The organism is Streptomyces sp. NPDC044106 (genome assembly GCF_056433985.1).
The window spans coordinates 239,325-264,739 of the sequence record NZ_JBWKFZ010000001.1; the positions used below are offsets into that span (position 1 = coordinate 239,325).

Annotated in this window: 18 protein-coding genes; 5 read left to right on the forward strand and 13 right to left on the reverse strand. The window is 72.1% G+C overall.

What is annotated here, in order from left to right; translation table 11 throughout:
- Positions 1-3 precede the first annotated feature (3 nt).
- Positions 4-1,674 (reverse strand): TerD family protein, encoded by a 1,671-nt coding sequence (locus tag AC07DI_RS01115; protein WP_478901378.1) that lies wholly within the window; start codon positions 1,672-1,674, stop codon positions 4-6.
- Positions 1,675-1,791: 117 nt separating this feature from the next.
- Positions 1,792-2,415 (reverse strand): M48 metallopeptidase family protein, encoded by a 624-nt coding sequence (locus tag AC07DI_RS01120; RefSeq protein ID WP_384249320.1) that lies wholly within the window; start codon positions 2,413-2,415, stop codon positions 1,792-1,794.
- Positions 2,416-2,626: 211 nt separating this feature from the next.
- Here AC07DI_RS01120 and AC07DI_RS01125 point away from each other — a divergent pair, with 211 nt between their 5' ends.
- On the forward strand, positions 2,627-3,760 hold the full coding sequence (locus AC07DI_RS01125; protein ID WP_478901380.1) for a ThiF family adenylyltransferase: 1,134 nt from the start codon (positions 2,627-2,629) through the stop codon (positions 3,758-3,760).
- 41 nt (positions 3,761-3,801) lie between these two features.
- Complete coding sequence (locus AC07DI_RS01130) at positions 3,802-5,211, forward strand: ABC1 kinase family protein (RefSeq protein WP_478901382.1); 1,410 nt, start codon at positions 3,802-3,804, stop codon at positions 5,209-5,211.
- 13 nt (positions 5,212-5,224) lie between these two features.
- Here AC07DI_RS01130 and AC07DI_RS01135 read toward each other — a convergent pair whose 3' ends face one another.
- The 5 genes from AC07DI_RS01135 to AC07DI_RS01155 all read right to left on the reverse strand — a co-directional run bounded on the left by AC07DI_RS01135 (position 5,225) and on the right by AC07DI_RS01155 (position 9,227).
- Positions 5,225-5,434 carry a hypothetical protein gene (locus AC07DI_RS01135; protein WP_384249598.1) on the reverse strand — a complete coding sequence of 70 codons (210 nt, stop codon included), beginning with the start codon at positions 5,432-5,434 and terminating at the stop codon, positions 5,225-5,227.
- A 143-nt stretch (positions 5,435-5,577) separates the two neighbouring features.
- On the reverse strand, positions 5,578-5,901 hold the full coding sequence (locus tag AC07DI_RS01140) for a hypothetical protein (protein WP_478901383.1): 324 nt from the start codon (positions 5,899-5,901) through the stop codon (positions 5,578-5,580).
- On the reverse strand, positions 5,898-6,266 hold the full coding sequence (locus tag AC07DI_RS01145; protein ID WP_384249330.1) for a WhiB family transcriptional regulator: 369 nt from the start codon (positions 6,264-6,266) through the stop codon (positions 5,898-5,900). Before AC07DI_RS01145 ends, AC07DI_RS01140 begins: the two co-directional genes overlap by 4 nt.
- 169 nt (positions 6,267-6,435) lie before the next feature.
- Positions 6,436-6,777 (reverse strand): hypothetical protein, encoded by a 342-nt coding sequence (locus AC07DI_RS01150; protein WP_478901384.1) that lies wholly within the window; start codon positions 6,775-6,777, stop codon positions 6,436-6,438.
- A gap of 164 nt (positions 6,778-6,941) precedes the next feature.
- Positions 6,942-9,227 (reverse strand): ATP-dependent DNA helicase UvrD2, encoded by a 2,286-nt coding sequence (locus tag AC07DI_RS01155; RefSeq protein WP_478901713.1) that lies wholly within the window; start codon positions 9,225-9,227, stop codon positions 6,942-6,944.
- A gap of 69 nt (positions 9,228-9,296) precedes the next feature.
- Between AC07DI_RS01155 and AC07DI_RS01160 the strand changes: the two genes are divergently transcribed.
- Entirely contained in the window at positions 9,297-9,539 is a 243-nt protein-coding gene (locus AC07DI_RS01160; RefSeq protein ID WP_478901386.1) for a mycoredoxin, read from the forward strand.
- A 33-nt stretch (positions 9,540-9,572) separates the two neighbouring features.
- On the opposite strand, the gene nudC is transcribed toward AC07DI_RS01160, so the two are convergent.
- The 6 genes from nudC to AC07DI_RS01190 all read right to left on the reverse strand — a co-directional run bounded on the left by nudC (position 9,573) and on the right by AC07DI_RS01190 (position 20,767).
- Positions 9,573-10,520, reverse strand: a complete 948-nt coding sequence (gene nudC / locus AC07DI_RS01165; protein WP_384249340.1) for an NAD(+) diphosphatase — start codon at positions 10,518-10,520, stop codon at positions 9,573-9,575.
- 90 nt (positions 10,521-10,610) lie between these two features.
- On the reverse strand, positions 10,611-12,014 hold the full coding sequence (locus AC07DI_RS01170; protein ID WP_384249342.1) for a dipeptidase: 1,404 nt from the start codon (positions 12,012-12,014) through the stop codon (positions 10,611-10,613).
- A 10-nt stretch (positions 12,015-12,024) separates the two neighbouring features.
- Positions 12,025-15,645 carry a UvrD-helicase domain-containing protein gene (locus AC07DI_RS01175; protein ID WP_478901388.1) on the reverse strand — a complete coding sequence of 1,207 codons (3,621 nt, stop codon included), beginning with the start codon at positions 15,643-15,645 and terminating at the stop codon, positions 12,025-12,027.
- Between the two features lie 83 nt (positions 15,646-15,728).
- Complete coding sequence (locus AC07DI_RS01180) at positions 15,729-16,427, reverse strand: hypothetical protein (RefSeq protein WP_384249346.1); 699 nt, start codon at positions 16,425-16,427, stop codon at positions 15,729-15,731.
- Positions 16,428-16,523: 96 nt separating this feature from the next.
- Positions 16,524-20,147, reverse strand: a complete 3,624-nt coding sequence (locus AC07DI_RS01185) for an ATP-dependent helicase (RefSeq protein WP_478901390.1) — start codon at positions 20,145-20,147, stop codon at positions 16,524-16,526.
- A 167-nt stretch (positions 20,148-20,314) separates the two neighbouring features.
- Entirely contained in the window at positions 20,315-20,767 is a 453-nt protein-coding gene (locus AC07DI_RS01190; RefSeq protein ID WP_478901392.1) for an MGMT family protein, read from the reverse strand.
- A 212-nt stretch (positions 20,768-20,979) separates the two neighbouring features.
- On the opposite strand from AC07DI_RS01190, the gene AC07DI_RS01195 reads away from it, so the two are divergent.
- Both AC07DI_RS01195 and AC07DI_RS01200 read left to right on the forward strand, forming a co-directional pair.
- Positions 20,980-23,760 (forward strand): lysylphosphatidylglycerol synthase transmembrane domain-containing protein, encoded by a 2,781-nt coding sequence (locus tag AC07DI_RS01195; protein ID WP_478901393.1) that lies wholly within the window; start codon positions 20,980-20,982, stop codon positions 23,758-23,760.
- A gap of 105 nt (positions 23,761-23,865) precedes the next feature.
- On the forward strand, positions 23,866-25,413 hold the full coding sequence (locus AC07DI_RS01200; protein WP_478901395.1) for an alpha/beta hydrolase: 1,548 nt from the start codon (positions 23,866-23,868) through the stop codon (positions 25,411-25,413).
- The last annotated feature ends 2 nt before the right edge of the window (positions 25,414-25,415 follow it).

Here is a 25,415-nt window from a genome sequence, read left to right on the forward strand (position 1 = left end):
CCCTCAGACCTCGTACGGCTGGACGACGATGAAATTGCCGGGCGCGCCACGGAACTGGAGGTTCACGCTCTCTCCCGTGGAGCCCGCGTAGGCGTTGCTGCGCAGCCGCACCTGGCTGGAGACGATCGCCTGCGCGGCGGCCGACCAGGCCACGACGGCGTGGCAGTCGGCGAACGTCGTCGGCGTGACGGGCAGCACCACGGGCACACCGTGCGTCTTCACGACGACCGTGCCGGTGCCCTGGAACTGCATGACGAACAGCGCGCCGCCGGGGATCCCGTGGCCCTCGATCCTGCGCACCTCGTGCTGCAGGCTCTCGTCGAAGGCGAGGACGTTCTCCGCGGAGACGCAGATCGCGTCGCCCTGGAGCTCGATGGGGTGCAGGTGAGTGCCCTCCTCGGCGAGGAAGACCTGGCCACGGCCGGAGCAGCGCATCAGCTGCATCTCCTGGCCGGTGGCGTTGCCCACGATGCGCCCGGCGAAGCCCGCGCCCTTGTAGCCGAACTCGACCTTGCCCTGGTAGAGCACCATGCTGCCCTGGCGGGCCAGGACCGGCTGGTCGGCGACGCTCAGGTCGACGCGGATCAGCTTCTCGTTCTGCTGCGTCCAGCGCTGACCGGTGGGGGCTTCGCGGTACTTCTGGAGGGCCGCCGCCACACCGGCGCCCTGGGGAGCGGCGCCCTGTGGTGCGACGGGCTGGCCGGGGAACTGACCGCCCGGAGGCTGCTGCCCGTATCCCGGAGGCATCGGGGCCTGCGGCTGCTGGCCGTAACCGGGCGGGAGCGGTGCACTCTGGCCGGGCGGTTGCTGGCCGGGGACCTGGCCGAACTGCGGCTGCTGCGGGGGCTGCTGGCCCGGCTGGCCGTACGGCGCGGGGGGCGGCGGGGGCGGCACGGGGCCGCCCGGCGGCTGGTGCAACGGGGCTACGACGGTCTGCGCGGCGTGCACCGACGGGTCGACCGGAGCGGGTGCGGGGGGTGGGGTGACGCCCTGGGGCGGCGCGAAGTTCTGCGCGGGGGCCGGAGCGGGTGCCGGTGCCTGGGGCGGCGTGGTGGCAGCCGGGGCGCCGAACGCGGGCGGGGGCGTGGCCTGCGCGGGCGGTGCGAAGGAGGGCGCGCCCTGCGGCTGGGGGGCGGCGGGCTCCTCCTCGGCGATCTCGCCGCCGAAGTTCTTCAGGAGCGCGTCGAGACCGCCGTCGAAGCCCTGGCCGATCGCGGCGAACCGCCAGACGTCCTTCAGGTAGAAGTCACCCAGCATGACGGCGCGCTCGGTGGAGAACTCCGCGCCGCTGAAGGCGTAGCGCGCGACTTCCTCGCCGCCCGCGACGATGCGGACGTACCCGGAGGCGACCTGCGACATCTGCCCGGCGCCGTCGATCGTGGCCGTGAACGACAACCGCTGGATCTGCGGCGGGATGCGGTCCAGGGTGACGCGGAAGGACTCGGTGTCGCCCGCCTGCGCGCCCAGGAGCTGGATCGACTCCTCGGGCGACTTCGGCTGATTGAAGAAGATGAAGTAACGGTCGTCCGAGAGCCGCTCGCTCGCGTCCAGGCCGAAGCAGCTGATGTCGAAGGTCAGCCCGGGGGCGGAGATCTGTACGCCCACGTACAGATCGGTGCCCGGAGTGAGATCACTGATCTTGGCCTTGTGGCCGCGTTGGAATTGCCTGGCCATACGTAACGACCGTCCCCCATCCCGAATGTGAATACGTCGCGTCAGGCTAACCGCAAAGTCCGACAGCGGGCGAAGCCGGTACAGACCCGCTGCACAACGGCCTGACGCCGCGGATGTTCACTCCTCGCGGGCGGCGGGCAGGTGGGGCAGCCGGCTGGCCGAGACCACCCCTTCGAGGTAGCCACGGGCCCGCTCCGTACGGGGGTAGGCCTCCAGGAGGCGCCAGAAATCCGGCCCGTGGCCGGGAACGAGCAGGTGGGCGAGTTCATGGACGAGGACGTAGTCCACGACGTATTCGGGCATGCCCTGGAGCCGGTGCGAAAGACGGATGCTGCCCTCCGCCGGCGTGCAGGATCCCCACCTGGTGTTCTGGTTCGTGACCCAGCGAACCGACACCGGTCTGGCGCGGCCCTCGAAGTACTGCTCCGACAGCTGCTCGGCACGCTCGGCGAGCTCCGCGTCGCCGAGGAGCCGCTTGCTCTCCTGGGCCGCGAGCTTGTCGAGCATCACGTTGACCCAGCGCTGCTCCTCCGCCTCGGACATCCGGGCGGGGATGAGGACGACGGTGCGATCGCCCTCCCGGTACGCGGAGACCGTTCTGCGGCGGCGGGCGCTCCGTCTGACCTCGACCGCGCTGGCCGTCACGCCGGACGGGGCCGGGCTGGTCGTGCTGCGCTGTGGAGCTCCGGCGCGACGCGCTGAGGTCTCCCCAGCGACGCGAGGTGACGGGTCGGCGGGCACGCCCCGACGTTACCCGCTGGGCATGGGGGAAGTCCCGCCTCCGGGGCGGTTCGGCGCTGTTCCGCACCCCACGCGTCCGATTAGTGCGATGAATACTCACCACCTGTGGACAACGCGACGCAGGCGTCCGCTGGGACGGGCATTCTGGCATTCGATCGACGCGGCGGACGGGACCGCGCCGACCGGCCGACGGGGGACGACCATGCGCCTGATGCATCCGATCGTGAAGCCCGCGCTGCGGCGCGGCTGGCGGGACCTGAGCACCGTGCAGTTCGGGGTGGCGCCCGCGCATGCCCTGGTGCTCGGCCCGATGGACACGGCGACGGGCACCTTCCTGACTCTGCTCGACGGGACCCGCGGGCTGCCGCTGCTGCGCGAGGAGGCCAGGCGGATGGGGCTGCCGGACGGCCATGTGGACAAGCTGCTCGGCGAGCTCTCACGGGCCGGGCTCCTCGACGACTCGACGGGCGGCGGGCCCGCGGCCGACGCGCTGCGCGAGCGGAGCGAGATCATGGACCGGCTGCGGGCCGACCTGGCCTCACTGTCGCTCCTGTCGCCCGAGCCGGGCGGTGCGATCACGAAGATGGCGGCGCGCCGGGCCATGCGCGTGCGGGTTCAGGGTGCCGGGCGGGTGGGCACCGTCGTGGCTTCGGTGCTCGCGGCCGCCGGGGTCGGCCGGGTCGATGTGCTGGACGGCGGACATGTGCGGCCGTGGGACGTGGCACCTGGCGGCCTGCCCGCCGAGTCCGTCGGGGAGCGGAGGGACACGACCGCGCGTCGGATCGTGCGGCAGTCGGCGCCCGGCCGGCCGGGCCGGCGGTCCACCGAAGCGGAGGGCGCGGCAGGACTGTCTCTTGTGATCATCGCGCCGAGGGACGGCCTGGACGCGTACGCTCCCGCGCCCGCCGCGGCCGAGGAACTCCTCGCGTCGGGCACGCCCCACCTCTATGCCGGGGTGATCGAGGGGACGGGTGTGGTGGGTCCTCTGGTCCTGCCGGGGACGACCCCGTGCGCCGAGTGTCTCTTCCTGCAACGTGCCGAACACGACCCCACCTGGCCGCGGCTACTGGCACAGTGGCGCTCGGGGCACGCGCGGCAGGCGCCCGCCTGCGACGTGGCCCTGTCGACATCGGTGGCGGGGCTCACGGCGGGACACGCCCTCGCGTTTCTGGACGGGGAGCCGTCGGCCTGCGCGGGCGCGCGCTGGAAGGCCTCGGTGCCCGGATTCGAGTGGCGCTCGACCCCGATTTGGGCCCATCCATCATGCTCTTGTGGGGCCGACGTGTCCGTTAGGGGGGATCGGCCCACCGCTGACAAGAGGCCGCACGCAACAATGGCCGGGTAACCGCCTGAGAGGGCGCGGCTGTCTGGGACTTGGAGGGGCGCATGTCTGATCTTCCCCGGAAGGCGGTCACCCGTACCGCCAAACTGGCAGCGCTGCCGCTCGGCTTCGCGGGACGCGCGACCTGGGGGCTCGGCAAGCGGATCGGGGGAAAGTCCGCGGAAATCGTCGGACGGGAACTGCAGCAGCGCACGGCCGAGCAGTTGTTCAAGGTGCTCGGAGAGCTGAAGGGCGGCGCCATGAAGTTCGGGCAGGCGCTGTCCGTCTTCGAGTCCGCCCTGCCGGAGGAGATCGCGGGGCCCTACCGCGCGGCGCTGACGAAGTTGCAGGAAGCGGCGCCGCCGATGCCGACCAGCACCGTGCACGCCGTCCTCGCGGAGCGTCTCGGCGCGGACTGGCGCGAGCGGTTCCTGGAGTTCGACGACAAGCCCGCGGCTGCCGCGTCCATCGGTCAGGTGCACCGGGCCGTCTGGGAGGACGGCCGGGAGGTCGCGGTCAAGGTGCAGTACCCGGGGGCGGGCGAGGCGTTGCTCTCCGACCTCAATCAACTCGGACGGTTCGCCCGGCTCCTCGGGCCGCTGATCCCGGGGATGGACATCAAGCCCCTCATCGCGGAGCTGCGCGACCGTGTCTCGGAGGAGTTGGACTACGGCTTGGAGGCGCAGGCCCAGCAGGCCCACGCGGAGGAGTTCGCGTACGACCCGCATGTGGTGGTGCCCCAGGTGGTGCACCAGAGCGATCAGGTTCTGGTCACCGAGTGGATGGACGGGACACCTCTGTCGAAGGTGATCTCGGACGGTACTCAGGAGCAGCGCGACCGGGCGGGGCAGCTGCTGGCCCACTTCCTCTTCTCGGGGCCGGCGCGCACGGGGCTGCTGCACGCCGATCCGCATCCGGGCAACTTCCGTCTGCTGCCCGACGAGAAGAACGGCTACCGCCTCGGTGTCCTCGACTTCGGCACGGTGGACCGCCTGCCCGACGGGCTGCCCCCGACCATCGGGACATCCCTGCGGATGACGCTGGCGGGCGAGGCCGACGCCGTCTACGACATGCTCCGTGAGGAGGGCTTCGTCAAGGAGTCCGTCGACCTGGAGCCGCAGGCGGTGCTCGACTACCTGCTGCCGATCATCGAGCCCCTGGCCGTCGACGAGTACACCTTCACCCGCGCCTGGATGCGCAAGCAGGCGGCACGTCTTGCCGATGTCCGCTCCCCCGCCTACCAGTTGGGCCGGTATCTGAACCTGCCGCCGGCCTACCTGCTGATACACCGCGTGACGGTGAGCACCATCGGGGTGCTGTGCCAGCTGGGTGCGACAGTGCGGATGCGGGACGAACTGGAGGAGTGGCTGCCCGGTTTCGTGGAGGAGGACGGGGAGTCCGCGGACAGCGAGGATCCGGCCGGGAGCGAGGAACTGGTGGAGGCCGTGGAGGGCGGTACGGCGGCGCAGGGCTGAACCGCGGAGAGGCTCACCACCAGGCGGAGTCGAGACGCCCTTCGATGGCTCTGATGTTGTCCCGTGCGCAGGCTTCGCAGAGGTAGCGGCGGGTGCCGTTCTCCACGGAACAGGTCCAGGTCGGCGGGGTGCCTCGGGCGACCGTGCCGCAGAGGCCGCACACGGAATTCATCGGTTCCTCCGGGTTCTCCGGCTCCGACGCCCGGGGGTTCTGCTGGTCCACCCGGCGACCCTATCGCCGTGCCGGGACGATCGCTGAGCACAACGCACCGCGGGGGCAGTCCGTTCGGACCGCCCCCACGGGCATCTGTCATCGTGCCGGGCCGCGTCGGCGGCCCTTGCTGCGGGAATTCCGCAGCGTGGCTCTTACTGCATGACCGCTATGGCGAGCGCGCGCCGGGCACGCAGCGAGGCGCGCTCCGCGCGGCGCTGCATACGGCGGGCCGCCATCAGGCGCTCGGCCGGGCGCTGGGCCTCGGCCTCGCGCAGGCGTTCGTGCATATGCGCACGAGCCATGGCTTCTGGGATGAGTTGCATCTCACGGGTCCTGTTCTGGCGCGGGACGTGCGCGCCGGTGGTGGTGAAGTCTGGGGTCGCGGAGCCGGCGGGCTCGCTGGTGGCTGCCTTCATCGGGGCCTGCTTCTTGGGGTCGTGCGTCAGGGGGCGGTCGATGGTTCCGGCGGTGCTCATGCGACGACCGGGTTCTTGCGCGGGCGGCCACGGGGCCGCTTGCGGGCAACGACAACGCCCTGGACGAACAGCTCGCCGCCCCAGACGCCCCACGGCTCACGCCGCTCCTTGGCGCCGGCGAGGCAGGCCTCCACCAGCGGGCAGGTCCGGCAGAGGGACTTGGCGTACTCGACGTCGGCCGGGGACTCCGCGAAGAAGACCTCCGGGTCGTAGGCACGGCAGGGAACGGGTACGCCGAGGTTCTCGATGGCGTCGTCGAGCGCGGTGAGCGCGGTGAGGGGAGTCAAGGTCGGGTCCTCCGTGGGTGCGGGCGGCGGGAGCGTCTGTGAAGGCGGTACGGACGGGGCGTGCGCTTCGATTTGCACGGTGGTGTTGTCCTCGTCTGGTCGTGCCGGCCTGGGTCGGCCGGTTGGCGGCTGGTACCGGGTCTTGCTGTCGGCCCCTTCGCTCCGTTCTCCCTGTCTCGGGGAAAACAAAAGGGCCGCGGATCCCGGGTGGGGTTCCGCGGCCCTGAAGGCGCCCGTCTGATCGAGATCAGACTGGATCACTCCAGGGTTCGAGCCCACGGAAGGCCCACATCGTGTGGTGCTGCGTCGTCTGCTTCCGGAATCCGGCACCGGCCGCCGCAAAGGCATAGGCATGGGCCTGCGCCTCCGCTACTGCTGCTTCCGGTGCCTTGGTCGGTCGCTCATTGCCCCCATTGACCTCGCGGACGGGAAGACCCATGAGAAGCAGGGAGGCGGGCAGCGGACGGGAGGCGGGAATGCCGCCGGACAGACCGGTGCCCTGGTTCGAGAAGCCGAGCAGGCAGGAAGCGACGACCGAGCGATCGGTCATTTTCGCGGTGCTGATGAAGCTCTCGTTGATGCTGATCACTGGAATTCGCCTCCTCTCGGCGTCTCAAGGGATCGGACGGACCGATCCTGCGGACTGACAAGTACAGCACGGAACCGGGGCTTCGGAGAAGCCCGCCGTTTCCGTGTTAAGAACCTATGGGTCTTCCTTGCGCATGCGCAAACTATTTTTTCGACGAGTTTGAATCATTCTCCTTCGGCGCCCCTTACACCCTCCTGACCTGCACAGATCGCGAGGACATCGGCCCCGAAGCGATGAAACTTGCGGACACCGACCCCGGGGATCCGGGCCAGTTCGCCCTCGTCCCCCGGCACGGCCTCCGCGATGGCGATCAAGGTCTTGTCCGTGAAGACGCAGTACGCGGGCTGCCCCAGCTCCCTCGCCTGGCCGGAGCGCCACTCCCGCAACCGCTCGTAGAGCCCTTCGTCCATGTCGGACGGACAGTCCTCGCACCGCATGAGCTTCATCTCGCCCGCGTCCGTCAGGCTCCGGCCGCAGACCCGGCAGCGGGCCGGGGTGCGGCTCTTGCGCTCACGACGGCCCGCCACGGCGGTGGCCCCGCCGCTGCCCCGCTCGACACCACCGGGGCCGCCGCTCGCGGCACGGGCGGCGGAGCCCGACCCTGAGCCCGGACGCAGACCGTCCAGGAAGCGGCTGGGGCGGCGGCTGGGGCGCCCGCCCGGAGAGCGGGAGAGGGCCCAGGAGAGCGAGAGGTGGACGCGGGCGCGGGTCACCCCCACATAGAGGAGCCTGCGCTCCTCCTCGATCTGCTCGTCCGTCTTGGCGTAGGTGATCGGCATCATGCCTTCGGCGAGGCCCACCAGGAAGACGGCGTCCCACTCCAGGCCCTTGGCCGCGTGCAGCGAGGCGAGCGTGACGCCCTCGACGGTGGGCGCGTGCTGCGCGTTCGCCCGCTCGTCGAGCTCGGCCACGAGGTCGGCGAGGGTCGCCTCCGGTCTGGCCCGCGAGAAGTCCTCGGCCAGCCGCACCAGCGCGGCCAGCGACTCCCATCGGTCGCGGACCGCCCCGGAGCCCGCGGGCGGCTCGGTCGTCCAGCCCTTCGTGGAGAGGACGGCCCGCACCTGGGAGGGCAGGTCGACCACGTCGTCGAGGAGCGGGTCGTTGCCCCCGAAGCGGGCCGCGCCGCGCAGGGCCGCGCCCGCCTCGCGCACTTCGGTGCGCTCGAAGAACCGCTCGGCGCCGCGCAGCTGGTAGGGCACGCCGGCGTCGGCGAGCGCCTGCTCGTAGATCTCCGACTGGGAGTTCGTGCGGAAGAGGACCGCGATCTCGCTGGCGGGCACGCCGTCCGCGAGGAGGGCGCGGATGCGGCGGGCGGCGCCCTCGGCTTCGGCGGGCTCGTCCGCATACTCCGTGTAGATCGGCTCCGCGCCGGGCTCGCGCTGGGAGATCAGCTCCAGGCGGTGGTCGGCGGCGCGGCCCCGGGCCTGCGAGAGCAGGCCGTTGGCGAGGTGGACGACCTGAGGTGTCGAGCGGTAGTCACGGACCAGCTTGACGACCGTCGCCCCCGGGTGGCGGGTGCGGAAGTTCAGCAGGTGGTCGGGGGTCGCGCCGGTGAAGGAGTAGATCGTCTGGCTGGCGTCGCCGACGACGCAGAGGCTGTCCCGCTCGCCGAGCCACAGCTCAAGGAGGCGCTGCTGGAGGGGGCTCACGTCCTGGTACTCGTCGACCACGAAGTGCTGGTACTGGGTGCGGACCTGTTCGGCGATGTCGTGGCGGTCCTGGAGGATGCCGACGGCGAGCAGCAGTACGTCCTCGAAGTCGATGAGGGTGCGGTCGCGCTTGAGGTCCTCGTACGCGGCGTAGAGCTGGGCGGTCTCCGCGGGGTCGCGCGGGACGTCCCGGCCCGACTGGGCGGCGGCGGCCGCATAGTCGGCGGGGACGGTCTGGGTGACCTTGGCCCACTCGATCTCGCCGGTGAGGTCGCGCAGCTCATTGCGGTCCAGGCGGATGCGGCAGGCGGCGGCCGCGTCCGCGACGAGCTTGATCTTGCGGTCGACGATCCGGGGCAGCGGTCCACCGACGGCTTTCGGCCAGAAGAACTGGAGCTGGCGCAGGGCGGCGGAGTGGAAGGTGCGGGCCTGGACGCCGGAGGCGCCGAGCTGGCGGAGGCGGCCGCGCATCTCGCCCGCGGCGCGGTTGGTGAAGGTGACGGCGAGCACGCTGGCGGGCTGGAGCATTCCGGCGCGCACGCCATAGGCGATCCGGTGCGTGATCGCCCGCGTCTTGCCGGTGCCGGCGCCCGCCAGGACACACACCGGCCCGTGCAGGGCGGTGGCCACCTCGCGCTGCTCGGGGTCGAGCCCGTCGAGCACCGCGTCGGCCGAGTCCGGGACCTGCGGGAAGAGGGTGGAGTGCGTTGCTGATGTCACCCTGCCATGCTGCCAGGTCGCAGGAGGCGGGTGAGCCGGTTGTCCACAGGGGAGCGCAGCCGGTCGTACTAATACGGGAATGGTGGCCGGGTCGCGTACGTTCGCTCCATTGCGAAGACGCACCCCGAGCGACGAAGGAGCACGAAAGACATGCCGGGCACTGTGACGATGTACAGCACCACGTGGTGCGGCTACTGCCGCCGCCTCAAGGGTCAGATGGACCGTGAGGGCATCGCGTACACCGAGATCAACATCGAGCACGACCCGGAGTCGGCGGCCTTCGTCGAGAAGGCGAACGGCGGAAACCAGACGGTTCCCACCGTTCTCTTCCCGGACGGCTCGACGCTGACGAACCCCTCGCTGGCGCAGGTCAAGCAGAAGCTGGACGCCTGAGGCGCAGCACCCGGGCGAGGGTGCGGCGCGGGCTCAGCCCACGGTCCCCGGCTTCGGCAGGGGCTTGCCGTACCAGAGTTCGATCAAGCGGGCCGCGATCGAGATTCCGTAGGGAGGCAGGACCTCCCCGGACTCGAACGCGGCCCGCAGGTCTTCCCGGGAGAACCAGCGGGCCTCATGGATCTCCTCGCCGTCGACGTTGATCTCCGAGGAGGTCGCGTCGGCCATGAAGCCCAGCATCAGGCTGGAGGGGAACGGCCAGGGCTGACTCGCGACGTACTCGACGTCGCCGACCGTGACGCCCGCCTCCTCGAAGACCTCGCGCCGCACCGACTGCTCGATGGACTCCCCCGGCTCGACGAAGCCCGCGAGGGTGGAGAAGCGGCCCTCGGGCCAGTGCACCTGGCGGCCGAGGAGGATGCGGTCCTCGCTGTCCCTGACGGCCATGATCACGGCGGGGTCCGTGCGTGGGTAGTGCTCGGCGCCGCAGGCCTGGCAGCGGCGGATGTGACCGGCCGCCGCGATGACGGTGCGCTCGCCACAGCGTGAGCAGAAGCGGTGCAGGCGCTGCCAGTTCTCCAGGGCGACCGCGTGCACCATCAGGCCCGCGTCCCGGGGGGAGAGCAGGAGCCCCGCCTCGCGCAGCCCCGCTGGGCGCGCCGACTGGTCCATGCGACCCGGCAGGCTGTCCTTCTGGAGGGCGAAGTAGCTGACGCCGTCGTCGTCGGTGCCCAGGAAGTAGCGGTGCTCCTCGGTGAGGGGCGCTTCGAAGGACGGCGTCATCACCAGTTCGGTGTTGCCCTCGGGTGTCTCGTCGATGAGTACCTGGCCGCCGGAGACCACGAAGACCCGGGTCGTGGGGTGGCTCCAGGCTGCGGCGAGCCACGCCTCGTCCATGCGGTGGTGGGCCGCACGGTCGATGCCGCTGGGAGCGGTCAGCGAGACGGGGCGATCTGCGGTGCTGTCGGTCCAGGTGGTCACAGGTGCTTCCAACTCCCCCGGTGGAATGGGTGGTTCAGCAGGGCGTGCGGCGGGGCGTGTACGACGGCCGGCGGGCCTTCGAGGGGCGCCTCAGTCTGCATCGTGCCAGTTCGCCGCGAGGTCGCCCCACAGGTAGGCGGTCGTCTCGACGCCCTTGAGCAGCAAGTCGATCTCGACCTTCTCGTTCGGCGCGTGCCAGCCGTCGGACGGGACGGAGATGCCCAGGAAGAGGACGGGCGCGGCGAGGACGTCCTGGAGGTCGGCGGCCGGTCCCGAGCCGCCCTCGCGCGTGAAGCGGATCTTCTGCTCGAAGGCGCGGCCCATCGCCCGTACGACGGACTGGAGAGCGGGGTGGTCCAGCGGGGTCAGGCACGGGCGCGTGCCTGCGCTGAAGGTGACCGTCTGGCGGATACCGGCGGGGACGCGGTCGGCGGCCCAGGCGCGCACGGCCTTCTCGACGCGCTCCGGGTCCTGGCCCGCGACGAGCCGGAAGGACAGCTTCACGACGGCGGACGACGGGATGATCGTCTTGCTGCCCGCGCCCTGGTAGCCGCCGCCGATGCCGTTGACCTCGGCGGTGGGGCGGGCCCAAATGCGTTCAAGAGTGGTGTGCCCGGACTCGCCGTGGGTGCCGTGCGACTTGGCCGTGCGCAGCCAGCGCTCCTCGTCGAAGGGCAGCTCGGCGAAGAGTTCGCGCTCGCGGTCGGTGAGCTCCGTGATGCCGTCGTAGAAGCCGGGGATCGCCACGCGCGCGTGGTCGTCGTGGAGGGCGGCGACGAGCCGGGCGGCCTCGGTGGCGGGGTTCGGCACGGCGCCGCCGAACGAGCCGGAGTGGATGTCCTGGTCGGGGCCGTGCAGCTCGATCTCGCACTCGGCGAGGCCGCGCATGCCCGTGCAGACGGTCGGGGTGTCCTCCGACCACATGCCGGTGTCCGAGACGATCACCGCGTCGGCGGCGATGCGGTCCCTGTGGGCTTCGACGAGGGCGCGGAAGTGCGGCGAGCCGGACTCCTCCTCGCCCTCGACGAGCAGCTTGAGGTTGACCGCGGGCGCGGTGCGGCCGGTGACGGCGAGGTGGGCGCGGACGCCGAGGGTGTGGAAGAAGACCTGGCCCTTGTCGTCGGCGGCCCCGCGCGCGTGGAGGCGGTTTCCCCGGACCACGGGCTCGAAGGGGTCGGTGTCCCAGCCGTCCTCGCGGGCCGCGGGCTGGACGTCGTGGTGACCGTAGACGAGGACCGTGGGGGCCTGCGGGTCGCCGGAGGGCCACTCGGCGAAGACGGCGGGCGCCCCGGGCGTCTCCCAGACCTCCGCGACCGGGAAGCCGGTCTCCTTGAGCCGGCCGGCGAGCCACTCGGCGCTGGCACGCACGTCCCCGGCGTGGTCGGGCTGAGCCGACACGGACGGGATGCGCAGCCACTCGGAGAGGTCGTCGAGGAAGGCGGCACGGTGGTTCTCGATGTACGTGCGGACGGCGCCGTCCGGTGTCTCGCTCATGGTCACGAGCCTATCCGCCATCCGGGGTGGTCCCGTCCTGCGGCCCGTCGCCCGGCACACCGGCCGCCGGTTCCTCCAGCAGGAGGCGTTCCAGCCCGGCGCGGCCCGGGAGGTTCGCCGGGCGGGCGGTCTCCCCGCTGCGGACGTAGAGGAAGGCGGCCTTGACGGACCCCAGAGGGACGCCCTGCTGCTCGGCCCAGGCGAGGCGATAGACGGCGAGCTGGAGGGGGTCGGCGGTGCGGGTGCGGCTGGTCTTCCAGTCGACGATCTCGTACGTCGCGTCGGCGCCCTCGCCCTCCTTGTAGACGGCGTCGATGCGGCCCCGGATAACGCGGCCCGCGATCACGAACTGGAAGGGGACCTCGACGCGGTAGGGCGCGCGGTGGGCGTACTCGGTGCGCTCGAAGGCTTCCTTGAGGGCTTCCAGGTCGCGCTCGTCGGCGATCTCGGCCTCGTCGGGCCCGCCGCCCGGCAGCTCCTCCGGGGAGAGCATCGGCAGGGTGAGCTCTTCGAAACGGGACTCGATCCAGGCGTGGAAGCGGGTGCCGCGGCGGGCGGCGGGCTGCGGCGGGCGCGGCATGGGCCGGGCCAGGTCCCGCGCGAAGCCCTCGGGGTCGGCGGCCAGGCGCATCAGCTCGGACGCGGTGAGCCAGGGCGGCACGGGGATGTCCCTGACGGCTTCGCGGGCGCGCAGGAGCTCGCCGGTGAGGGCGTCCAGGTCACGGTCCCAGGAGGCGAGGGTGCGGGCCTCCTCCGGGGTGAGGCGGCTGTCCGGGACGCGGTCGGCGTCGGCGTCCATGTCCGCGCCGGCGTCGGCGTCGGCGGGGTGCGGTCGGGCCTCGGGCGCGGCCCCTGCGGGGAGCGGCACGCGCGCGTCCGGGGCGTCCGCGGGGTGCGGGATCGTCGGGCGCTCCGGCGTCAGCGCGGCCCAGTCGACCGGGGCGTCGCCGGGAGGATCGGCCTCCTCATAAGGAGGTTCGTCATAGGGGGGCTCGTCATAGGGAGGTTCGTCGTCCTCCGGAGGGGGTGGCCATTCCGGATCGTCGGCCGGGGGCACGTCGTCGTACGCCGCCGGATGAGTCTCTTCGTGGGTACGGGCCTCTTCCGCGGGGCCCTCTCCCGTGAGGCGGTCCAGGTGCGCGAGGACGGTCCGCGCGGCGGCGCGGCGGCGGGCCAGGGAGTCGTCGTCCAGCGGGAGCGGCCACGCCCGGTCGGCGGTGGCCTCCCGCAGGGCGGGGTTCTCCTCGTCCTCGGCAGGCTTGTCCGCCCAGGCCTCGATCTCGCCGTGGCCCGCCGCGCAGTGGTCGTACAGGGCCTGGAGGAAGTCCGAGGGGCCGCGCGGCTTCTTCTGGGAGGGGCCCCACCAGTGGCCCGAGCCGAGGAGCAGCGAGCGGGGCCGGGTGAAGGTCACGTAGCCGAGGCGGAGCTCCTCGGTGCGCTGGTGGTCCTTCATCGCCTCGTGGAAGGCCTTCATTCCCTTGGCGTCCCACGCGTCGATGTCGGGCAGTGTCGCCGCGTCGCCGCGCAGTTCGTGCGGTACGACCTTGGCCTGGGCGGTCCACTTCTCGCGGCCCTGCGCGCTCGGGAACGTGCCCGTGACCAGGCCGGGGACGGCGACGACGTCCCACTCGAGGCCCTTGGACCTGTGCGCGGTGAGCACCTTGACGGTGTTCTCGCCGCCCGGCAGGGCGTTGTCGAGGCCCTTCTCGTACTGGGCGGCGGTGCGCAGGAATCCAAGGAAGGCGAGGAGTGAGGCGCCGTTGTCGTTGGCCGCGAAGGAGGCGGCGACGTCCAGGAAGTTGGAGAGCGTCTCGCGGCGGCGGGCCGCCAGGGCGCCCGGTGACGCGGAGAGCTCGACCTCCAGGCCGGTCACGGCGAGCACCCGGTGCAGCACGTCCATCAGGGGGTCGGACAGCGACCGGCGCAGCTCGCGCAGTTCCGCGGCGAGCCGGGCGAAGCGCACCCTGGCCTCCGCCGAGAAGGGCAGGCCGTCGTCCCCTCCGGAGGCGCCGGCCGGGTCGAGCGGCGTCTCCAGGAAGGTGTCGAGCGCGTCCGCGAGCGATATCACCTCGGCCGGGTCGACCCCTTCGACGGCTTCGGCGAGGCGGCGGTCCGGGTCGTCGGGGGCGGCGTGCCCGGGGCGCACGAGGAGACGGGCGCGGCGGCCCAGGAGGGCGAGGTCGCGGGGCCCGATGCGCCAGCGGGGGCCGGTCAGGAGCCGCACCAGGGACGCGTTCGCCCCCGGGTCCTGGAGGACCTCGCAGACGGCGACGAGGTCGGCGACCTCCGGGAGGTGCAGGAGTCCGGAGAGGCCGACGACCTCCACGGGGATGTCGCGGGCGACGAGCGCGCCCTGGATCTCGGCGAAGTCCGTCGCCGTGCGGCACAGGACGGCGATCTCGCCGGGCGCCTTGCCGGTGCGGACGAGGTGGGCGATGGAGTCGGCGAGCCAGTCGATCTCCTCGGCGTGCGTGCGCAGCAGGGCGCAGCGCACCGTTCCGTCGCGCTCGGCGCCCGGCGCGGGCCGCAGGGCCTCCACGCCCGCGTGCATGGCGCGCAGGGGCTCCGCGAGGCCGTTGGCGAGGTCCAGGAGGCGGCCCCCGCTTCGGCGGTTCTCGCTGAGCGCGTGGCGGGTGGCGGGGCGGCCGTCGGCGTACGCGAAGTGCTCGGGAAAGTCGTCGAGGTTGGCGACAGAGGCGCCGCGCCAGCCGTAGATGGCCTGGCAGGGGTCACCGACCGCGGTCACCGGGTGGCCCGTGCCGCCGCCGAACAGGCCGGAGAGGAGGATGCGCTGGGCGACCGACGTGTCCTGGTACTCGTCGAGGAGGACGACGCGGAATTCGTCGCGGAGGATCTCGCCGACCTCCGCGCGGGTGCGGGCCAGTGTCGCGGAGAGGGCGATCTGGTCGCCGAAGTCGAGGAGGTCGCGGGAGCGCTTCGCCGCGCGGTAGTGGCCCACGAGCTCGGCCAGTTCGAGCCGGGCCGCCGCCGTCTCGGGGACCTTGCGCAGGTCGGCGTTGGTGAGCTTGGCGCCTTCCAGGGCGTCGAGGAGCGCGGTGTCGTACGCGCGGAGCCGCTCGGGGTGTACGAGGTGTTCGGCGAGCTCGCTGTCGAGGGCGAGGAGGTCGCTGACGAGGTCGGGGAAGGACCGGGTGAGCGACGGGTAGGGGCCGGGCGCCTCGCGCAGCACGCGGGCGGCGAGCTGGAAGCGGGTGGCGTCGGCGAGCAGGCGGGAGGTCGGCTCCAGGCCGATGCGCAGACCGTGGTCGGTCAGGAGGCGGCCGGCGAACGCGTGGTAGGTGGAGATGAGCGGCTCGCCGGGCGGGTTGTCCGGGTCGACCGCGTCCGGGTCGGTGACGCCCGCCCTGACGAGGGCCTGGCGCACGCGCTCGGCGAGCTCCCCCGCCGCCTTGTTCGTGAACGTCAGGCCGAGGACCTGCTCGGGGGCGACCTGGCCGGTGCCGACCAGCCACACCACGCGTGCCGCCATCACCGTCGTCTTGCCCGATCCCGCTCCGGCCACGATCACCTGCGGGGCGGGCGGCGCGGTGATGCAGGCCGTCTGCTCCGGGGTGAACGGGATGCCGAGGAGCTCCTTGAGCTGCTCGGGATCGGTGAGGCGATGTGACACGTCAGAGAGGCTAGCGGTGGCCACTGACAACCGGGGCGGACCCGGACGCGAGCGGCCACCGCATGCTCAGGTGGAGGGTGAGGTCAGGAGCCCGAGGCCAGCTTCTTCGGGTCGACGACCTCGCTGGCCGGCGGGGCCTTGACGTCGACGGTCTTGCCGTAGTCGCTGAAGGTGACGGTGCTTGGGCCGTCGGAGCCCTTGTTCACGACCTTCAGGAAGTACGGCTTGCCCTCCATCGCGACGTAGAAGGTGGTGGTCTCGCCGCCCTTCTTGCGGGTCAGGACGGCCGCCTTCGCGCCGTCGACCTCGGCGTCGTCCTCGCGCTCGAGCTTCTTCAGGTTCTTGTTGCTGAACATGTCGTCCGGGTTGCAGACGGCCTTGCCCGCCGTGCTGGGCTGCTTGACCCAGCGGCCCTTGAGGAGCTCCGCCGTGGCGCCGCCGCCCTTGGAGTCCCAGAACTTGTCGTCGCCCTTGGAGTACCTGAACTCGCCGACGGAGAGGAACTCGGCCTTCCCCGTCTTGGCCGAACCCACGGTGCCCTTGCAGTCGCCGGACTCGGCGACGGCGAACTCGACGTCGCTCGCCTGGCCGTTCTGCTTCATCTGGCCCTTCATGCGGTAGGACCCGGCGTCCTTGGAGGCCTTGGACGCCTTGTCGGCGATCTTGTCGGCGCTCATGCCGTCGAAGGGGTCCTTGTCGCCGTCGCTGCTGCAGCCCGTCACGCCGATGACGGCGGCGGCACAGGCGACGGCCACTGCCAGGAGCTTCCGGTTGGCTGCCATATACGCGTACTCCTCAAAAGGGTGCACCTCGGACGGCGCACAGCAAGTTCTTACCGTGACTTTAATTCGGCCACGCGGGTGCTGGGTCCCCCGGGGCTACTCCACGACGTGGCGGCCCTCCGGCCGCGCGCTGCACGACGCCCGGAACGCGCAGTGTGCGCAGTGCTGTCCGGTGGTCGGGGTGAAGCGCTCGTCGAGGACCTTGCCCGCGGCCGTCGCGAGGAGGTCGCCGATCCACTCCCCGGTAAGGGCCTCCTGGGCCTGCACCTTCGGCAGGCTCTCGCCGCCGTTCTTCTTGGCGGCGCCCTGGCGCAGCTGCACCAGTTCGGCGCCGCCCGGTTCGGGTCGTACGCCTTCGAAGACCTCGTCGGCGGCGCCCTCGCGGAGCGCGAGCTGGTAGACGGCGAGCTGCGGATGGCGGGCGACCTCGGCGGCGCTCGGGGACTGCTTGCCTGTCTTGAAGTCGACTACGTAGGCACGGCCTTCCGCGTCCTGTTCGACACGGTCCATGGAGCCGCGTACCCGCACTTCGTAGGAACCGGCTTCCAGGGTCACGTCGAAGCCGTGCTCGCTGGCGACGGGGGTGCGGCTCGCGCGGTCCATCACATGCCACTGGAGGAAGCGCTCAAGCGCCACGCGCGCGTGCTCCTTCTCCTGCGCCGACTTCCAGGGGGCGTCGAACGCGAGCGCGTCCCACACGGAGTCGAGGCGCTCCATGAGGACGGCGAGGTCGGCGGGGGTGCGTCCGGAGGCGACCTCGTCGGCCAGCACGTGCACCACGTTGCCGAAGCCCTGGGCGGCGGTCGCGGGGGCGTCCGCCTTCACCTCGCGGCCGAGGAACCACTGCAGGGCGCAGGTGTTGGCGAGCTGGTCGAGGGCGCTTCCGGAGAGCACGACGGGCTTGTCCCGGTCCCGCAGGGGGACCTCGCTCGCCGTCGGTTCGTACATGCCCCACCAGCGGTAGGGGTGCGCGGCGGGTACGAGGGGGCGCCCGTCGGCGTCGCTCAGCGCGGCCAGGCGGGCCAGGCGCCGGGCCGCCGCCTCGCGCAGGGTGTCGGAGACGCGCGGGTCGACGGTGGTGGCGCGCAGCTCGGCGACGAGCGCGGCGACGGACAGAGGACGCCGCGGGCGGCCCGTTATGTCCTTGGGCTCGACACCGAGTTCGCTCAGGAAGCGGGACGGCTGGTCGCCGTCGTCCGCGGGCGCCTTCACCGCGGTCACGACGAGCCGTTCACGCGCGCGCGTGGCGGCGACGTAGAACAACCGGCGTTCTTCGGAGAGGAGCGCTCCGGGAGTGAGCGGTTCGGCGAGGCCGTCGCGGCCGATGCGGTCGGCCTCCAGGAGGGAGCCGCGGCGGCGCAGGTCGGGCCAGAGGCCCTCCTGGACGCCCGCGACCACCACGAGCCGCCACTCCAGGCCCTTGGAGCGGTGCGCCGTCATCAGCCGTACGGCGTCGGGGCGGGCCGTCCGCCGGGTGAGTGTGTCCGCGGCGATGTCCTGGGCCTCGGTCTCCTCCAGGAAGTTGAGGGCGCCGCGGCCGCCCGTGCGCTCCTCCGCGCGGGCGGCGGCGGCGAACAGGGCGCACACCGCGTCGAGGTCGCGGTCGGCGTTGCGGCCTGCCGCGCCGCCGCGGCGCGCGGTGCGCTCGAGCCGCCTGGGCCAGGGCGTGCCGTCCCACAGCTCCCACAGCGCCTCCTCGGCGGTGCCGCCGCCCGCGAGGCGCTCGCGGGCCTTGCGGAGCAGCGCGCCGAGCCGCTGGGCGCCGCGTGCGTACGCCGGGTCGTGCGCGACGAGGCGCTCCGGCTCGGCGAGGGCGCGGGCCAGCAGCTCGTCGGAGGGCGGCGGCACGTGGTTGCCCGCCGCGCGCTCCTCCTCGCGCAGGGCGCGGCCCAGTCGCCGCAGGTCGGCGGCGTCCATGCCGGCCAGGGGGGAGGTGAGGAGGGCGATGGCGGTCTCGGTGTCCAGCCAGGCGGGTGCGGTGGCTTCCGCGCGCGGGGCGGTCGTCCGGCGCGGGCCGGGTTCCCCGGGGGTGTCGTTTCCGGAGGGGCCGCCTTCTGGAGTGCTGATTCCCGCAGCGGTGCCTTCTGCAGCGGCGCTTCCGGATGCCTCGGTTTCCAGGACATCGCTTACGGAGGCACCGTCTTCCGAGACACCGCCCACAGAGGCACCGTCTTCCGAGACACCGCCCACAGAGGCACCGTCTTCCGAGACACCGCCCACAGAGGCACCCTCTTCCGAGACATCGCTCACTGAAGCCTCCGCTTCGGCGGCCTCGCCCTCGGGAGTCCCCTCCCCCGCGGCCCCCGCCTCCGCGTCGTCCACCGCCGTGGCCACCACGCGCAGCGCCGTGAGCAGCGGCGTCACCGCGGGCTCGTGGCGCAGGGCGATGTCGTCGCCGTCGATCTCCAGAGGGACGCCCGCCGCGCTGAGGCTGCGGCGGACCGCGGGAATCGTGCGGGCGCCCGCACGGACCAGGACCGCCATGTCGCCCCAGGGGACGCCGTCCTCCAGGTGGGCGCGGCGCAGGATGTCCGCGATGTTGTCGAGCTCGGTGCCTGCCGTCGGGTAGGTGTACACCTCGACGCGGCCGCCGTCCCTGACCGGCTCCAGCTCCCGGTGGGCCCGCACCTTCTGCGCGGGAAGCCTGGTCAGCGGCATGCGGCGGGTGAGCAGGCGGGTGGCGTCGAGCAGGCCCGCGCCCGACCTGCGGGATGTCCTCAGGACCTCGACCGGCGCCGGGGTGCCGTCCGCGCGCGGGAAGTCGTGCGGGAACTCCAGGATGCCGTTCACATCGGCGCCGCGGAACGTGTAGATCGACTGGTCGGGGTCGCCGAAGGCGACGAGCGTGCGGCCGCCCCCGGCGAGCGCGTGCAGCAGCCGGACCTGTGCGGGGTCGGTGTCCTGGTACTCGTCCACGAAGACGGCGTCGTACTGCGCGCCGAGCGCCCGCGCCACCTCGGGCCGGCGCGCGAGCAGCACGGCGCGGTGCACCAGTTCCGCGTAGTCGAGCACTCCTTGCAGGTCGAGTACGTCCAGGTACTCGGCGAGGAAGGCCGCTGCCGCGCCCCAGTCGGGCCGGCCGCTGCGGCGCGCGAAGGCGTCCAGGGCATCAGGGCCGAGCCCCAGCTCCCGGCTGCGGGCGAGCACCGCGCGCACCTCGTCGGCGAAGCCGCGCGTGGTCAGGCAGGCGCGCAGCTCGTCCGGCCAGCGGATGTGGCCGTGCCCCTCCCGCGCGAGGTCGATCTGGCCCGCGAGCAGTTCACGTACCGCCACGTCCTGCTCGGGGCCGGACAGGAGCCGCAACGGCTCGACGAACAGATCGGCGTCCTGGTGGGCGCGGACGAGGGCGTAGCAGAAGGAGTGGAAGGTCGTGGCCTGCGGGGCGCGCGCCGCCCCTATGCGCAGCGCCATGCGGTCGCGCAGCTCCACCGCGGCCTTGCGGCTGAAGGTCAGCACCAGGATGCGTGCGGGGTCCCCGCCCTCGGCGACGCGGCGGGCGACGGCCTCCACGAGGGTGGTCGTCTTGCCCGTGCCGGGCCCGGCCAGGACCAGCAGCGGCCCGCTCTCGTGGTCAACCACACCGCGCTGACCTGCGTCCAGGCGAGGGGGGGCCAATGGGGTCGGCGGCGTACGCACCAGTCGGTAGACATCCCGGGCTCCCTGTCGTACCTGGTGGTGCGACGGGTGCCGGGTGTGCCGAGTGGAAGAAGGGGAACTCACGTGGGTCGCCGGTCCTGGTGGGTGTACTGGTCGAAGAGCGGCTTCGTGGTGGCCGCGGGGTGAAGGGGATGCGTGCTGTCGACGCTACGCCAGTGGGCGCGGGGAACGCGTGGCTTCCCCCGTACGGGCCACCGGTTCCCCGCCGTGCCGCCGCATGCCGGAAGCTGTCAGGTGTGAGCCTCCGGAGCCTGCGGGCGAGCGTCATCCGCGGCGACGCCCTCCGCGCCGCCGTGCGCCGCGCCGCCGCCCACCGCACCGCCGTCCCACCGCGCCCGCCGCATGTCGAGCTTCGGGACATGCCCCTGGGCGGCGCGCGAGGCCTGCCGCAGCGGCGTGCCCTCCTCCCGGTAGCGCTCAAGGGCGCGCAGTTCGTGGCCGGGCAGCAGCACGCCGTCCGAGCGGACCACGCGCCACCACGGAACACCCCCTCCGTAGAGGGCCATCACCCGTCCGACCTGGCGCGGGCCGCCTTCCTCGAGCCACTCGGCGACGTCCCCGTAGGTCATCACCCTCCCCGGGGGGATCAGTTCGGCGACCTCGAGAACCCGTTCCGCGTACTCCGGCAGCGCCTGCCCCGTGTCGTCGGGCCGCGCCTGTCCCGTTCGGCTCTCCTCGCTCATCCGGACCATCCTGCCGTACCCCACCGACATGGTGACGTGCCCGCCACGGAGCGTGCCGCAGGCCCCGTGACAGGGCACAAAGTGTCGTTTCGTGACCACTTCGCAGCCTCGCGTTGCCCCCTGGTGCCCCCCTCCGGGGGCGGGACATGCCACCATCGTGCGGGCGGTGACTGGTGATACGAGATCAAGAAGAGGCAACGGAGCGGCAGGGCGTGCATCCCGATGAGAAGGCGGGCACCTCTGCGTCCGAGTCACACCTGGACACCGGTGAGCGCCCCCTGAAGACCGAGAAGACCGACCAGACCAACGAGACCGGGCGGACCGAAGAGGTCGAGAAGGCCCAGGGGCAGGGCGTGGACCGCGGTCCCGACTGCGCCGACGGCGAGGGTGCGCACGTCGACCGCGTCGCGGGCGACGAACCGCTCCTGGCCGCGCGCGTGCACCGCCCGTCCGACCTGATGCGGCTCCTCGTCGGCGTCCTGGCCATCGCCGTGCTCCTGGCCATCGCCGCGTTCGCGCACGGAACGACGTCCGGGCTCGAACAGGACATCGACAAGGGCACGGAGCAGGCGCCCGACCTGCTGATCAAGGTGGCGGGCCTGATCGCCAGCATCGGGGTGCTGCTCGTCCCCGTCGCCTTCGCGATCGAACGCCTAGTCAAACGCGACGGGCTGCGCATCGCCGACGGTGTGCTGGCCGCGGTCCTCGCGCACGGCGTGACGCTCGCCACCGACCTCTGGGTGGCGAAGGCCGCCCCGGACTCCATCCAGGACGCGCTGACCAAGCCGTCCCCGGCCGACCTGCACGCCTTCACCGATCCGGTGCACGGCTACCTCGCACCCGTCATCGCGTACATGACGGCCGTCGGCATGTCCCGCAGACCGCGCTGGCGCCTGGTCCTGTTCGTGGTGCTGCTGCTCGACGCGTTCACGATGCTGGTGACCGGCTACACGACGCCGTTCTCGATCATCCTGACCGTGCTGATCGGCTGGGCGGTCGCGTACGGCACGCTCTACGCGGTCGGCTCACCGAACGTACGGCCGACCGGGCAGACGCTCCTCGTGGGCCTGCGCCACGTCGGCTTCCACCCCGTCAACGCCGCCCGCGAGGAGTCCCCGGACAGCGAGCACGGCGACCGCGGCAGGCGGTATTTCGTCACCATGGAGGACGGCCCGCCGCTGGACGTCACGGTCATCGACCGCGAGCAGCAGGCGCAGGGCTTCTTCTACCGCGTCTGGCGCAGGCTCACCCTGCGGGGCATCACCCAGCGGCGCAGCCTGCAGTCGCTGCGGCAGGCCCTGGAGCAGGAGGCCCTCCTCGCGTACGCGGCCATCGCGGCCGGAGCGAACGCGCCGAAGCTGATCGCCACCTCCGAGCTCGGCCCCGACGCCGTGATGCTCGTCTACGAGCACACGGGCGGCCGCACCCTGGACTCGCTGCCGGACGACGCCATCACCGACGAGTTGCTGTGCGACACCTGGCGCCAGGTGCAGGCACTGCAGTCCCGGCGCATCGCGCACCGCAGGCTCGCGGGCGACGCGGTCCTGGTGGATCGTTCCGGCACCGTGATCCTCACTGACCTGCGCGGCGGCGAGATCGCCGCGGGCGACCTGGTCCTGCGCATCGACATCGCCCAGCTCCTGACCGCCCTCGGCCTGCGGGTGGGGGCCGAACGCGCGGTCGCCGCCGCCGTCGAGGTCCTCGGGCCCGACGCGGTGGCCGACTGTCTGCCGCTGCTGCAGCCCATCGCCCTCACCCGCTCCACCCGCGCCACCCTCGCCAGGCTGGCCAGGGAACGGTCCCAGCGCGAGCGCGAGGCCGTCCTCGAGGCCTCCCGCAAGTCCCGGCAGAACGCGCGCGCGGAGGCGGCCGGGGGCGACCCGGCGGACAAGCAGTCCTCGAAGCAGGAGAAGCAGGCGGCCAAGCAGGAGCGGCAGGCCGAGAAGCAGGCCATAGACGACGCCCTGGAGCAGGCCCGCGAGGAGGATCTGCTCACCCAGATCCGCCACCAGGTACTCCTCATCCGCCCGACGGCGCCGGTCGAGCCCGCGCAGCTGGAGCGGATCAGGCCGCGCACGCTGGTCAGCTTCATCGCCGGCGCCATCGGCGCCTACTTCCTGCTCTCGCAGCTCACGCACGTCGAGTTCGGCACCCTCGTCGACGAGGCGGAATGGGGCTGGGTGGCCGCCGCGGTGGGCTTCTCCGCGCTGAGCTACTTCGCGGCGGCGATGAGCCTGCTGGGCTTCGTGCCGGAGCGGGTGCCGTTCCTGCGGGCGGTGGCGGCGCAGGTCGCCGGATCGTTCGTGAAGATCGTGGCGCCCGCGGCCGTCGGCGGTGTCGCGCTGAACACCCGGTTCCTGCAGCGGTCCGGAGTGCGCTCGGGGCTCGCGGTGGCGAGCGTCGGCGCCTCGCAGCTCTTCGGGCTCGGTTCGCACATCCTGCTGCTGCTGATCTTCGGCTATCTGACGGGGACGGAGAAGACCCCGTCCTTCACGCCGTCCCGCACCGTCATCGCCGGTCTGCTGTCGGTCGCGGTCCTCGTCCTCGTGGTGACCGCCATCCCGTTCCTGCGGAAATTCGTCGTCACGCGCGTGCGGTCGCTTTTCGCCGGGGTCGTGCCGCGCATGCTGGACGTACTGCAGCGGCCGCAGAAGCTGCTCACCGGCATCGGCGGGATGCTGCTGCTCACCCTGATGTTCGTGCTCTGCCTGGACGCTTCGGTGCGGGCCTTCGGCAACGAGCAGATGACGTCGCTGAGTCTCGCGAGCGTCGCGGTCGTCTTCCTCGCGGGCAACGCCCTGGGATCGGCGGCGCCGACGCCGGGCGGTGTGGGCGCGGTCGAGGCGACGCTGACCCTCGGTCTGATCGCGGTGGGCGTCCCCAAGGACGTGGCGGCCCCCGCCGTGCTGCTCTACCGGCTCCTGACGCTGTGGCTGCCGGTGCTTCCGGGGTGGCTCTTCTTCAACCATCTGACGCGAAAGGGTCTCCTCTAAAGAGGGGGCCACTCAAGGGAGAGGACGCCGCTCCGGCGTATCCGTTCCTCACCCACACGGCCCGCGCCCATAGCGTCCCGTCAGGGTCCCCCGCAGGATGGGCCCATGCCCACACAGTCCCAGCCGCGCGTCACCGCGCTGGCCGCCGCCACCCTGCTCCTGTCCGCCGCGCTCTCGGCGTGCGGCGGAGCCGACTCCAAGGACGAGGATCTGCCGGCTCAGAAGCTGAGCTGGAAGGACTGCCCCGCGCCCGCCGCCTCCGAGGGCGGCGGCGAGGCCCCGTCCCCGCTGCCGGGCGGCGCCGAATGGCAGTGCGCCACCATGAAGGCGCCTCTCGACTGGTCGAAGCCGAAGGGCGACACGGTCGACATCGCGTTGATCAAGGCGGCCACGACCGGTGGCAAGGACAAGCGCATCGGCTCCCTCGTCTTCAACTTCGGCGGCCCCGGCGGCTCGGGCATCACCACGCTGCCCGCCTTCGCGGAGGAGTACGCCAAGCTCCGCACCCGCTACGACCTGGTGAGCTTCGACCCACGGGGCGTCGGCCGCAGCGCGGGCATCAGATGTGAGGACGACGAACAGCTCGACAAATACTTCCAGCAGGACTCCACGCCCGACGACGACGCCGAGCGGAAGAAGCTCGTCGAGAACGTGAAGTCCTTCAACGGCGGCTGCGAGCAGAACGCAGGCAACACTCTGCCGCACGTCCGCACCACCGACGCGGCCCGCGACATGGACCTGATGCGCCAGATCCTCGGCGACGACAAGCTGCACTACTTCGGCATCTCGTACGGCACCGAACTCGGCGGCGTCTACGCACACCTGTTCCCCAAGAAGGTGGGACGGGCCGTCTTCGACGCGGTCGTCGATCCCACCGAGAACTCCGAAGAGGGCTCGCTCGGCCAGGCCCGGGGATTCCAGCTCGCGCTCGACAACTTCGCGAAGGACTGCGCGTCCCAGCAGGACGACTGCCCGGTCGGCGATACGGCACAGGACGTCAAGGCGAAGATCGCCAAACTCCTGAAGGACCTGGACGGCAAGCCGATCCGGGGCCTCCCGCCGCGCGAACTGACGCAGACCGCCGCCACCAACGGCATCGCCCAGGCCCTGTACTCCAAGGACTTCTGGCCGTACCTCACCCAGGGCCTCGAAGAGGCCTACAAGGGCGACGGCAAGATCCTGATGGCGCTCTCCGACTCGATGAACGGGCGCAACGAGGACGGCGAGTACAGCAACATCCAGTCGGCCAACGTCGCCATCAACTGCGCGGACGACACGGCGCGTTACACCCCGCAGTACGTCGAGAAGAAGCTCCCCGAGTTCCGCGGGGCCTCCCCGCTGTTCGGCGACTACCTGGCGTGGGGCATGCTCGGCTGCACCGACTGGGCGGTCAAGGGCCAGGCCGCCCACCCCGACGTGAGCGCCCAGGGCGCGCCGCCCGTCGTCGTCATCGGCAACACCGGCGACCCGGCCACACCGTACGAGGGCGCGCACAAGATGGCGCAGGCGCTGGGCAAGGGTGTCGGCGTCGAGCTGACGTACAAGGGCCAGGGGCACGGGGCGTACGACAGCAAGAACAAGTGCGTGCGGGACGCCGTGGACGGCTATCTGCTGGAGGGCAGGACGCCCAAGGCGCAGACGGTCTGCTCCTGACC